General features: G+C 75.3%; 9 protein-coding genes. 6 read left to right on the forward strand and 3 right to left on the reverse strand.

Annotated features, from left to right (window positions below):
- Positions 1–19: 19 nt before the first annotated feature.
- Positions 20–805, reverse strand: coding sequence for a glutamate racemase (locus tag ACWDYF_RS29175; RefSeq protein WP_389471673.1), 786 nt, complete (start codon positions 803–805; stop codon positions 20–22).
- Between the two features lie 69 nt (positions 806–874).
- On the opposite strand from ACWDYF_RS29175, the gene ACWDYF_RS29180 reads away from it, so the two are divergent.
- Entirely contained in the window at positions 875–2,044 is a 1,170-nt protein-coding gene (locus ACWDYF_RS29180; protein ID WP_389471743.1) for a glycosyltransferase, read from the forward strand.
- 33 nt (positions 2,045–2,077) lie between these two features.
- Here the strand turns inward: ACWDYF_RS29180 and ACWDYF_RS29185 are convergent, their stop codons facing one another.
- Positions 2,078–3,424, reverse strand: coding sequence for a TerD family protein (locus tag ACWDYF_RS29185; RefSeq protein ID WP_389471745.1), 1,347 nt, complete (start codon positions 3,422–3,424; stop codon positions 2,078–2,080).
- Between the two features lie 299 nt (positions 3,425–3,723).
- Here ACWDYF_RS29185 and ACWDYF_RS29190 point away from each other — a divergent pair, with 299 nt between their 5' ends.
- The 4 genes from ACWDYF_RS29190 to ACWDYF_RS29205 all read left to right on the forward strand — a co-directional run bounded on the left by ACWDYF_RS29190 (position 3,724) and on the right by ACWDYF_RS29205 (position 8,424).
- Positions 3,724–4,152, forward strand: coding sequence for a DUF6643 family protein (locus tag ACWDYF_RS29190; protein WP_026253062.1), 429 nt, complete (start codon positions 3,724–3,726; stop codon positions 4,150–4,152).
- 42 nt (positions 4,153–4,194) lie between these two features.
- Positions 4,195–5,019: an MOSC domain-containing protein gene (locus ACWDYF_RS29195; protein WP_389471677.1), complete on the forward strand. Its 825-nt coding sequence runs from the start codon at positions 4,195–4,197 to the stop codon at positions 5,017–5,019.
- Positions 5,020–5,184: 165 nt separating this feature from the next.
- Positions 5,185–5,790 carry an Rv1733c family protein gene (locus ACWDYF_RS29200; RefSeq protein ID WP_389471681.1) on the forward strand — a complete coding sequence of 202 codons (606 nt, stop codon included), beginning with the start codon at positions 5,185–5,187 and terminating at the stop codon, positions 5,788–5,790.
- Positions 5,791–5,982: 192 nt separating this feature from the next.
- Positions 5,983–8,424: a right-handed parallel beta-helix repeat-containing protein gene (locus ACWDYF_RS29205; protein WP_389471684.1), complete on the forward strand. Its 2,442-nt coding sequence runs from the start codon at positions 5,983–5,985 to the stop codon at positions 8,422–8,424.
- Here the strand turns inward: ACWDYF_RS29205 and ACWDYF_RS29210 are convergent.
- The gene (locus tag ACWDYF_RS29210; protein WP_389471686.1) at positions 8,394–10,922 is read right to left on the reverse strand and encodes a hypothetical protein; all 2,529 of its coding nucleotides are present in this window, start codon (positions 10,920–10,922) and stop codon (positions 8,394–8,396) included. The genes ACWDYF_RS29205 and ACWDYF_RS29210 overlap by 31 nt on opposite strands.
- Positions 10,923–11,215: 293 nt before the next feature.
- On the opposite strand from ACWDYF_RS29210, the gene ACWDYF_RS29215 reads away from it, so the two are divergent.
- Complete coding sequence (locus tag ACWDYF_RS29215) at positions 11,216–12,097, forward strand: DeoR/GlpR family DNA-binding transcription regulator (protein WP_389471688.1); 882 nt, start codon at positions 11,216–11,218, stop codon at positions 12,095–12,097.
- Positions 12,098–12,118 lie beyond the last annotated feature (21 nt).

The following is a 12,118-nucleotide window of genomic DNA, read 5'->3' on the forward strand; positions in this document are numbered from 1 at the left end:
CGGCGGCGGGGGCGGTGCGTCAGCGGGCGGGGGTGGCCGCCCGCAGGAGGCGCCCTTCGGCGTAGGCCAGGGCCGGGGCGGGCAGGGCGCCCTCGGCGCCGTTGAGCAGCACCGTCACGGTGCCCTCGGCCGGGGCTGTGGGCGCGGGACGGCCGCCGATCCGGCGCAGCGCCTGGGCGGCGACGGCACCGGCGGATCCGTGCAGGACCAGCGGGGGGTGCGCGGGGCGCTGCACGGCGTGCCGGATGCGCTCGGCGACCAGTTCGTAATGGGTGCAGCCCAGGACGACGGTCGTCACCTGGTCGGGGGTCAGTGCGGCGGCGGCGGTGACTGCTTCGTCGATCGCCGTCTCGTCGGCGTGCTCGACGGCCTCGGCCAGGCCCCAGCAGGGCACCTCGGTGACCGGCACACCACCGGCGAAGTCGCGGATGAGGCCCTGCTGGTAGGGGCTGCCGGTGGTGGCGGGTGTCGCCCAGATGGCGACCGGTCCGCCGCCGGCGGCGGCCGGCTTGATCGCGGGGACGGTGCCGATGACCGGGAGGTCCGGCTCCAGGAGTTCCCGCAGCGCGGTGAGCGCGTGCACGGTCGCGGTGTTGCAGCCGACGATCAGGGCGTCCGGGGCGTGCGCGGCGGCGGCCTCGGCGACGGCGACGGCGCGTGCGGTGAGGTCCTGCGGGGTGCGGGGGCCCCAGGGCATGCCGGCCGGGTCCAGGGACAGGACGAGATCCGCGTCGGGGCGCAGGCGCCGTACCGCGGCGGTGGCCGCCAGCAGCCCGATTCCGGAGTCCATGAGCGCGATCTTCACCCGGCCACGATAGACGATCCCCTCGAACCGGCCGTCCGGGTGGGGCAGACTGCGGGGGTGAGCGTGATCATGTGGACCGCCCTGGGATCCCTCGCCGCCTGGCTGTGGCTGCTGCTCGGCCAGGGGTTCTTCTGGCGTACGGACGTGAGACTGCCCGCGGGACGGGAGCCGGGACCGCAGGAGTGGCCGGCCGTCTGCGTCGTGGTCCCGGCGCGGGACGAGGCGGCGGTGCTGGGCGAGAGCCTGCCGTCGCTGCTCGCGCAGGACTATCCGGGGCGGGCGGAGGTGTTCCTGGTCGACGACGGCAGCTCCGACGGCACCGGGGAGCTGGCCCGCGAGCTGGGGCGGCGCGGCGGCGGGCTGCCCCTGACGGTGGACTCGCCGGGTGAGCCGCCGGACGGCTGGACCGGCAAGCTGTGGGCCGTGCGGCACGGCATCGCGCTGGCACGCGCGCGTGCGCCGGAGTACCTGCTGCTGACGGACGCGGACATCGCGCACGCCCCGGACAGCCTGCGCCGGCTGGTGGCCGCCGCGCGCACCGGGGGCTTCGACGTCGTCTCGCAGATGGCCCGGCTGCGGGTGGAGAGCCTGTGGGAGCGGCTGGTCGTACCGGCGTTCGTCTACTTCTTCGCGCAGCTGTATCCGTTCCGGTGGATCGGGCGGCGGGGCGGGCGGACGGCGGCGGCAGCGGGCGGCTGTGTGCTGCTGCGCGCCGAGGCGGCCGAGCGGGCGCGGGTCCCGGACGCGATCCGGCACGCGGTGATCGACGACGTGGCCCTGGCCCGCGCGGTGAAGGGCGGCGGCGGGCACATCTGGCTGGGGCTGGCCGAGCGGGTGGACAGCGTGCGCCCGTATCCGCGGCTGCACGACCTGTGGCGGATGGTCTCGCGCAGCGCGTACGCGCAGTTGCGGCACAACCCGCTGGTGCTGGCCGGGACGGTGGCGGGGCTGGCGCTGGTGTATCTGGTGCCGCCGGTGGCGCTGGTCGCGGGGCTGTGGTGGGGCGGCGCGACGACGGCCGCGGCCGGGGGCGGGGCGTGGCTGGTGATGGCGGCGACGTACGCGCCGATGCTGCGGTACTACCGCCAACCGCTGTGGCTCGCGCCGCTGCTGCCGTTCACGGCGTTCCTCTATCTGCTGATGACGGTGGACTCGGCCGTGCAGCACTACCGGGGGCGGGGTGCGGCCTGGAAGGGCCGCACCTACGCGCGTCCGGACGCCCTGCCCGAGGAGGGCTGAGGAGGGCCGAGGGGGCTGAGGGAGGGGCCGGGCTCACTTGCGGCCGGGGGTCCAGTTCATGCCCCAGCCGTAGGCCTGGTCGACGGTGCGCTGGGGGCTCACCCCGCGCGCGGGGACCAGGTAGCGGGCCTCGCGCTGGACGACGAGGTCGCCGCCGGTGTTGGTGATCAGGGCGAGGGCGCAGACGGTCGAAGGGACCGTGCACTCGTCCAGGGAGAAGTCGACCGGGGCGCCGTGCTGCGGCTGGAGGGTGACCGTGGCGTGCAGGTCGGCGAAGGACCGAGCCCCTTCGTAGATGGTCACGAAGACGAGAACGCGCCGGAAGTCGTGGGTGTGGTCGAGGTTGAGGGTGAGGTTCTCGCCGTCGGTCACGGCGCCCGTGCGGTCGTCGCCGTCGAGGTGGATGTACGGGGGCCGGTGCAGTGCCCCGAAGGCGTTGCCGAGGGCCTGGACGACTCCCTTGCGGCCGTCGCTGAGTTCGTAGAGGGCGCACAGGTCGAGGTCGAGGTCGGAGTGCATGGCGGTGGCCCGCCCGCGCTTGCCCGTCCAGCCGGAGAACTGCTTGCGCACCTGCCAGTTGAGGTTGACGCGCATGGTGCCCGAGGTGCCGCCCTGCTTGGTCAGCGAGACGGAGGGCGCCGCCTTGGTGAGCGTGACCTTGGTGAGGCGCACCGGGGCCGCGGCGGGAGCCGGGGGCAGCGGGGGCACGGCGCCGGTGGCGCCGACGGGCGGCGGCAGGGGCACCGGGGGACCGGTCGGGGGCGGCGGCGCGAGGGGGGCGGCCGTCGCCGGGGCCGGGGGCGGGAACGCGGGCGGTGCCGGGGTGCGGCCCGCCGGGGGCGGCGGCGCGGCGTGCTGCGGTTCGTCGACGGTGATGCCGAAGTCCGTGGCCAGGCCCGCCAGTCCGCTGCTGTATCCCTGGCCCACGGCCCGGAACTTCCAGGCGCCCTGGCGGCGGTAGAACTCGCCCAGCACGAAGGCGGTCTCGACACTGGCGCCGCTGCTGTCGAAGCGGGCGACGACGGTGTCGGCCGCCGCGTCCCGCACCTCGATGTACAGGCCCGGCACCTGGCCGAAGGCGCCGCCGTCCGCCGACGCGGCGAGCACGATCCGGTCGACGGCCGCCTCCACGCGCGCGAGGTCGGCGAGGAGCGTGTCCGTCACCTGCCCGGCGGCGTCCCGCTTGCCCTCGTGCCGTACCGCGCCGGAGGTGTGGGCCGGCTGGTTGTAGAAGACGAAGTCGCCGTCCGAGCGCACCTTCCCGCTCGGTGCGAGCAGCAGGGCGGAGGCGTCCACGTCGGGGACGCCGGGACCGGAACGCCGGCCCACTTCGACGCGCAGGGCCGTCGTCGGCACCGGCGTGTTCGATCCCTTCGGCATGGACATGTCGCGCCCCCATCACTTCGGCCAGGCGGTTTCCCGGCTCACGGCAGTTCGTCGGCTCACTCCCCGCCCAACCTATGCCCGGCGGCGCACAACTCCCACAGCGAGCGGCGGAACCGACCGGGGCGACCGCCGGTAACCCCCCAGAACCCTGCTCTTTTACAGGATCTGGGCCGTTCGCGGCGCCCCTTTTTGTCAATTTCGCTCGTATTGGGGATCCCACGTCACCGCCGACACGGAAAACAACCCTCTTATCGGTCTCCCCAACCAGCACATCGTGGGCTTAACTTATGGCCATGACCTCCCCCCGCTCCACTTATGGCGGCGGCTATTACTCCGCCTCCTTCCCGGACACCCCGATCTACGACTCCCTCGTCGCCGAGCGGGGCACCCCGCAGATCGCCCCGATCCGGGTCCCCGCGCCGTACGACACGGGAAGCCACCTGCCCGCGCTTCCCTCGGCGCTGCCCGCCCTGCCGGCAGCCCCGTCCCAGCCCGCCTACGGCTACCCGCAGGCGCAGCAGCCCGCCCCCCTCCAGCAGGCCCCCGCCGCCTACATCCCGCAGCAGGCCGCCGCCCCGCGCGGCTACCCGGGCCCGCAGCAGCAGCTGCCCCGCCCGATGGTCAACGGCACCGGCTACGAGGCGATGCGCCCCGCGGCCCCGCGGCCGGCCGCCGCGCCGTACCAGGACCCGTACAACAACCAGCAGTACCGCGGCTACTGACCGCTCCCCCCGGCTGTCCGTGCCACCTGGCAGGATGAGGTCATGGGGACTGCGGAACTGCGCGCGCTACACATCCACCCGGTCAAGGCGTTCCGGCCCGTGGGGCTGCGGGAGGCCGTGGTGGAGCCCTGGGGACTGGCCGGGGACCGGCGCTGGGTGCTGATCGACGACGGGGGAAAGGTCGTCACCCAGCGTCAGCGGCCACATCTCGCACCGGCCGTCGCCGAGCTGATGCCCGGCGGCGGCCTGCGGCTTTCCGCGCCCGGACACGAGCCGCTCACGGTCCCCGTGCCGGTACCGGGGACGACGGTCGCGGTGGACATCTTCGGCGACAAGGTGGAGGCCGTCGCGGCCGACGCCGCCGCGCACGCCTGGTGCAGCGCCCTCGTGGGCGCCGCGGTGCGCCTCGTGCACATGGACGACCCCACCACCCGCCGGCCCGTCGACCCGGCCTTCGCGCGCCCCGGCGAGACCGTGAGCTTCGCCGACGGCTTCCCGCTGCTGCTCACGTCGCTGTCCTCCCTCGACTCCCTCAACTCGCTGATCGCCGAGGGCGACCGCGCGGAGGAGGGCCCGGTGCCGATGAACCGCTTCCGGCCCAGTGTCGTGGTGGGCGGCACCGCCGCCTGGGCCGAGGACGACTGGCAGCGCGTCGCGATCGGAGAGGTCTCCTTCCGGGTCGCCAAGCCCTGCGGCCGGTGCGTGGTCACCACCACCGACCAGGACACCGGCGCCCGCGGCAAGGAGCCGCTGCGCACCCTCGGCCGGCACCGCCGGTTCGGCGGCTCCCTGGTCTTCGGACAGAACCTGGTGCCCGAGACGACCGGCACCATCCGTCTCGGCGACCCGGTCACGATCCTGGAGTGACATCCGCCCCGTCCCGGGAACCCCCGGCGGCGGCCCGCTCGTTGGGGTTTCGTGAGAGGTTCGTGAGAGTCCCCGTGCGGGGTGATGTACCTCTCTCTTCGACCGGGTTCGCGGACGAACGGCTCCGCCGGGGGTTATCACGGAGCGGGAAGGGGGTGCGGGACCGTGCGAGCGATCTGCGGACTCTGGCGCTGGCGGCACAACCCGCTGCGGCGCACCACCGATCTGGTCGAATCCTGGCTGGCCCTGGCCTCGTTGCTGCTCGTCCTGGCCGCCGCCCCCGTGCTCGGTTCGTTCGTCGGCTCCGTCACCCAGGAAGCCCTTCAGCGGACGGTGCGCGACCAGCACCGCACCCGGCACCTGGTCTCCGCCGTCGTCGTCCGCCGACTGACCGCGTCCGCTCCGGCGCCGGACCCGGAGATCGCGACGGGCCGGGAGATCCGCAGCCGCGTCCTCGCCGACTGGACCGGTCCCGACGGCACCCGGCAGCACGGCCCGGTCAGCACCGGCCTCAGACACCCGCACCCCGGCGACCGCTTCGGCCTGTGGACCGACCGGCACGGCCGGACCGTCACCCGCCCCCTGGACACCGCCACCGCCACCACCCACGCGGTGCTGGCCGGACTCGGCACCGCCCTGCTGGCGGCCGGCCTGACCGAGTGCATACGCAGACTGGTCCTGTGGCGCCTGGTCCGCCGCAGGTACGCCCGCTGGGACCAGGCATGGGACCGCGCGGGTCCCGACTGGGGCCGCACCGGCGCCGGCAGCTGACGGCGTCGCGACTCCGGTCAACCGACCGTCCACGCACACGCTACGGTGGACCGGCCGACGCGTTCGGCGACTCTCCGCGCGCGTGCGCGCGGCGGCCCGAAGGGCTGAGCACGGCCGCGGTCCCGCCACCGGGTGCGGCGCCCCGAAGGTGAACGAGCCATCAGTACGACGAGGTGGGGGCACGGCAACGCCATGGCACAGGGCACGGTCCAGGTGACGCACACCGGCACATCCCGGTGGCGGCGCCGCACGGGTGAGTACGCATCGCTGGCCGCGGCCCTGGAGGCCGCGGCGGACGGCGACGTCCTCACCGTCGCCCCGGGCACCTACCGCGAGAACCTCGTCGTCCAGCGGCCGGTGACTCTGCGCGGCCCCGAGGGCTCCCCCGGCGCGGTGCGCATCGCACCCCTGGACGGTGTCCCGTTGACCGTGCGCGCCTCCGCGGTGGTGCAGGACCTGCATGTGGAGGGCCAGGACCCGACCGCGCCCGCGCTGCTGGTGGAGGAGGGCACGCCGGAGCTGCGGGACGTGCGGATCGTGACCCGGTCCGCCTCCGGCCTGGAGGTGCGCGGCGGTGCCCGGCCCACGGTGCGGCGGTGCACGGTGGACAATCCGGCCGGAATCGGCATCGCCGTGCTCGGCCTGGCCGGCGGGGTGTTCGAGGAGTGCGAGGTCGTGGCCGCCGGGCAGTCGGGGGTCGCGGTCCGCGACGGCGCCCGCCCCCGGTTCGAACACTGCCGGATCCACCACACCTCGGGCCCCGGACTCGCCGTGACCGGCGACAACTCCGCGCTGGAGGCGGTGGGCTGCGAGGTCTACGAGGTCCGCGGCAGCGGCGTGCAGGTCAGCGGGCGCGCCTCCGCGCACCTCACTGACTGCGAGGTGCACCGCACCACCGCGGACGGCGTCACCCTCGACACGGACGCCGTGCTCACCCTCGCCGACTGCCGGCTGCACGACATCCCGGAGAACGCGGTGGACCTCAGGTCGCGCTCCGTGCTGACACTGACCCGCACCACCGTGCACCGCTTCGGGCGCAACGGCCTGTCGGTGTGGGACCCGGGCACCCGCGTGGACGCCAACCAGTGCGAGATCGCCGACAGTACGGGCGACTACCCGGCCGTGTGGGTCAGCGACGGGGCGACCGCGGTCCTCGACTCCTGCCGGGTGCACGACGTGCCGGACGCGCTGTTCGTCCTGGACCGCGGCTCCCGCGCGGACGTCGTCGACAGCGACCTGTCCCAGGTGCGCAACACCGCGGTGTCGGTGAGCGACGGCGCCACCGCGCAGCTCGACGACTGCCGGATCAAGGAGGCGGCCACCGGTGCCTGGTTCCGCGACCACGGCAGCGGCGGCACCCTGAACAACTGCACCGTGGACGCCACCCAGACCGGTGTGATCGTCACCAAGGGCGCCGACCCCACCATCGAGCGCTGCACCGTCGTCTCCCCCGCCGAGGCCGGTTTCTACGTCTCCGCCGGGGGCCGGGGCAGTTTCCACGGCTGCCGGGTGACGGGCAGCGGCGGCTACGGCTTCCATGTGATCGACGGCTGCCGTACGACACTGAAGAAGTGCCGTACGGAACGCTGCGCGCGCGGCGGGTACGAGTTCGCGGACGGCGGGGACCCGGCGGCCGGGGCGGGACCGGTGGTCGAGGACTGCACCAGCGACGAGAGCGCCGGGGTACGCCCGCCCGCGTCCGCGCCCAGGGAGACGGCCGTGCAGACGGCGGACACCTCGTCCGGGCTGCTCGGCGTGATCCCCGGGCAGCGGAGCACCGAGCCTCGGCCCCTGCCGCCCGAGCCGCGGCCCGAGCAGCCCGTGCGCACCGCGAAGGACGTGCTCGGCGCGCTGGACGCGCTGGTGGGCCTGGACAGCGTCAAGCGCGAGGTGCGCGCCCTCACCGACATGATCGAGGTGGGCCGGCGGCGGCAGCAGGCCGGTCTGAAGGCCGCCTCCGTCAAACGCCATCTCGTCTTCACCGGCTCCCCCGGCACCGGCAAGACGACGGTCGCCCGCCTGTACGGCGAGATCCTCGCCTCGCTCGGGGTGCTGGAGAAGGGCCACCTGGTGGAGGTGTCCCGCGTCGACCTGGTCGGCGAGCACATCGGCTCCACCGCGATCCGCACCCAGGAGGCGTTCGAGCGGGCGCGCGACGGAGTGCTGTTCATCGACGAGGCGTACGCCCTCTCCCCCGAGGACGCCGGACGCGACTTCGGCAAGGAGGCCATCGACACCCTGGTGAAGCTGATGGAGGACCATCGCGACGCGGTCGTGGTGATCGTCGCCGGGTACACGGCGGAGATGGAGCGCTTCCTGTCGGTCAACCCGGGCGTGGCCTCGCGTTTCTCGCGCACCATCACCTTCGGCGACTACGGCCCCGGGGAGCTGCTGCGGATCGTGGAGCAGCAGGCCGAGGAGCACGAGTACCGGCTCGCGGAGGGGACGGCCGAGGCGCTGATGAAGTACTTCACGGAGCTTCCCCGGGGCGCGGCGTTCGGCAACGGCCGCACCGCGCGCCAGACGTTCGAGGCGATGGTGGAGCGCCATGCCGGCCGGGTGGCGCAGCTCGACGATCCGGACACCGACGATCTGACGCTGCTCTACGCCGAGGATCTGCCCGAACTGCCCTGAGGCCCGGTGGCGTCCGGGGGCGGTGCCTCGCTCCCGGGTCCGGTGTCCGGGGGCGCGGAGCCCGGATCGGCGGCGTCGCCGGGCGCGGGGCGCGGCGCGGGCAGGTCCGGGCGCAGCCGGGCCAGGAGCCGTCGGCGTTCCTCGGCGAAGGCCGGGTCGGCCTGGTAGTCGGAGTGGCCCAGGATCGGGGCGGGCAGCGGGTGCCGTGCCGTACGGCCGTGGACGAGCGGGTCCTTGAGCGGGGCGCGGTCGACGTCCGGTCCGGCGTCGTCGCGCGGCAGCAGGACGGGGCCGCCGATGGGGTCGGTGAGCCGGTACAGGTTGCGCCAGCAGGCGACGTCGCGGTGCAGTCCGGTGAGGGCGTCGGGGCCGAAGTGGGCCGGGAACCAGCGGCCGTACAGGCGGGTCAGCGGGGAGCCGTAGGTGAGCAGCGCGACCCGGGCGCGGACCGCGGGGGTGAGCTGCCAGGCCGCGGCGGCGGCCAGCACGCTGCCCTGCGAGTGCCCGGAGAGGACCAGCCGTCCGCCGGTGGCCCGGGTCCAGGTCGCCATGCGCCAGGTGAGGTCGGGCACGGCGCGCTCCGCGTAGCACGGCGGGGCGAAGGGGTGGGCGGCGCGCGGCCAGAAGGTGCCGACGTCCCAGAGGATGCCGATGGTGCGCCGGGCCGAGGCGTCCTTGTAGGCGCGGCGGCCCCAGGTGACGAAGAGGACGAAGCCGAGTCCGACGAGCCAGGAGCCCAGTGCCTGCGCGGTCTGGGCGGCGCCCTGGACGGCGGGGTGGGCTCCGCCTGCGGCCTGGACGGGGGTGCGGCCGGTGCCGAGGGCGCCGACGAGTGCGGCGGTGCCGAGGGCCAGGGTGGCCGCGGAGACGACACCGACGACGAGGGGCCCTTCGTCGGTGAGGGTGGCCATCGCGCGGGTGCGGGCGATCCGGCGGGTGCGCTCGCGGTCGGCGGGCCCGCCTGCGAAGTCGCGGAGCACGCGCGCGCGTTCCGTGCGGGCCAGCCGCCAGGTGCGTGCGGTGAGGCGTCCGGCGAGCGCCAGCAGCAGGAGGAGCACCACAGGGATGACGGACGCCTGCCAGGTGAGCAGGACCGGCGGGCCGGGCAGCCGTCCGCCGGTGCCGTCCAGCCAGTCGGCCACCCGCTGGGCGACGCCGCCGGACATCACCCCGCCGAGCGCGCAGGCCAGCATCGCGACCGCGGGTCCGCCCTGGCCGTGCAGCGCGGCCCGCGGTCCGGGCGGGGTGCCGGCGGGGCTGTGGCCGGCGGGGCGGCTGCGGTGCAGTGTGCGGGCGGTGGCGGCCAGGGCGACGACCAGGAGGCCCTGGGTCAGGGAGAGCGCGCCGAAGGAGGCGTCGCCCGGCAGCCTGCCGGTGGATGTCCAGGACGGGCGCGACCAGCCGGCGTAGAGGACGGCGAGCAGGAGCAGCAGGAGCGCGCCGAGCGGCAGCCGACGGGCGAGGCGGCGGTCCAGGCGCCGGTCCGGCCGGTGTTCGCTGCGGCCCCGGCGGCAGACGACGGCCACCGCGGCGGCGCCGGTGGTGAGCAGGGCGGCGTGCAGGAGCCAGCCGAGGACGTCCAGGGCGGCGGGGCCGCCGGGCCGCCGGTCGAAGTGCGCGGCCGGGGTGGCGACCGCCGCGGCGACGGTGAGCAGTCCGGCGGCGGTGTGGGCGGCGCGCAGCCGGGCCACCAGGCGGCGGCCGTACCAGAAGCCGGGGCGGGCCAGGGTGCCGCCGCCCAGTTCCCCGGGGCCGTCGCCCGGGGTCGGCGGCTGCTGGGACTCGTAGGCGCTCCAGGTGCGGTGGGAGAGGTAGCACAGCAGGCCGGTGAGGGCGGCGGGGACCAGGGCGGCCAGGGCGAGGCGGCGGCCCGGCTCGCTCCACCAGCCGCCCGCCTCGGGTGCCAGGAAGCCCAGCCAGGAGTGGCGCGAGGTGCACGCGCGCGTGCCCGCGCACTGCCAGGCGGCCAGGTCGAGCGCGACCTCGCAGGCGGCGGCGACGAGCAGCACGGTGAGGGTCAGTCCGGCGAGACGGACCAGGAGGCCGTACAGGCGTACGGTGCGCGGGCGCCGGTGGGCGGCGGGGCGCATCCAGTGGGCGAGGTTGACGACCATGAACGGCAGCAGCAACAGCCACAGGGCGCGGCTGCCGTCGCCGGAGGTGAGGTTGCACCAGACGTACGCCTCGGGCACCGGCCGGGCGTCGTGGGCCCGGGGCCGGGTCTCGGCGTCGGTGTCGGCGGCGCGCCGGTAGACGGCCGCGGTGTCGTCGCCGGTGACACGGACCGTGCGTCCGTCGTCGAGCATCTGCTCGGGTGTGGTGCCGCCGACGCCGTGGACGAGGAGTTCCAGGGCGGGCGGGGCCGGGCCGGTGGCCGGGCCGCCGGGCGTGTCCGCCGGTTCCGGGCGCGTGCCGTCCGGTGCTTCGACGGCTGCCGGGTCCGGGCGTGTGCCGTCCGGTGCGTCGCCGGGCGACGGGCGCCGTCGTGTCCGCTCCATCGCCGCACCTCCCCCGTGACGCGCCGTGGTCCTCGCCGGTCCCCACCAGGATCTCGGTCCGCGGCCCGTGGCACAGCCCCTGTCACGGAATCTCCCCGATCCGGGTGACGTGCGGGTCGCGGCCGCCGGGCGTGGCGTTCCCGGCGTACGCGCTGCGGACGGGCGATGGCACCGGGGCGGGCGGCCCGTGCGAGGATGGGACGCCCGCACCCGGGGGCGGGTCGGACCTCCTGGTCGGACCGGGTGGGCCGGGGCGGCCGTACGGGCCCGAGGCGAAAGGAACCGGAGCACACGTGAGCGAGAATCAGAACCTCCTCGCGGAGCAGCGGCGCGCTCTGATCCTCGACGAGGTCCGGCGGCGCGGCGGGGTCCGGGTCAACGAACTGACCCGCAAGCTCGGCGTGTCGGACATGACCGTACGGCGTGATCTGGACGCGCTGGCCCGTCAGGGTGTGCTGGAGAAGGTGCACGGCGGGGCGGTGCCGGTCGTGGAGGCCAGTACGCACGAGCCGGGTTTCGAGGCCAAGTCGGGGCTGGAGCTGACGGCCAAGGAGGACATCGCGCGGGCCGCGGCGCGGCTGGTCGCGCCGGGCTCCGCGATCGCCCTGTCGGGCGGTACGACGACGTACGCCCTGGCGCATCATCTGGTGGACGTGCCGGATCTGACGGTGGTCACCAACTCGGTGCGGGTGGCGGACGTGTTCCACACGGCGCAGCGCACCTCGGGTCAGCGGCAGGGGGCGGCGACCGTGGTGCTGACCGGCGGGGTGCGCACGCCGTCCGACTCGCTGGTGGGGCCGGTGGCCGACCAGGCGATCGCGGCGCTCCACTTCGACGTGCTGTTCCTCGGGGTGCACGGGATATCGGCGGAGGCCGGTCTTTCGACGCCGAACCTCGCGGAGGCGGAGACCAACCGGCGCCTGGTGCAGTCGGCGCGGCGGGTCGTGGTGGTCGCCGACCACACCAAGTGGGGTGTGGTGGGGCTGAGTTCGTTCGCGACGCTGGAGCAGGTGGACACGCTGGTGACGGACGCGGGGCTGCCGCCCGGGGCGCGCGCCGAGATCGCCGAGCACCTGCGGCTGGTCGTGGCGGGCGAGCCCCCGCAGGAGGCCCCGCAGGAGCCCGCTCAGGAGCCTGCGGGGTCCGCGGAGCCCGTGGAGGAGCCCGCCGGCTGAGTTCCGGTCCGAGCGCCCGTG

This window comes from Streptomyces sp. NPDC003284 (genome assembly GCF_053589675.1).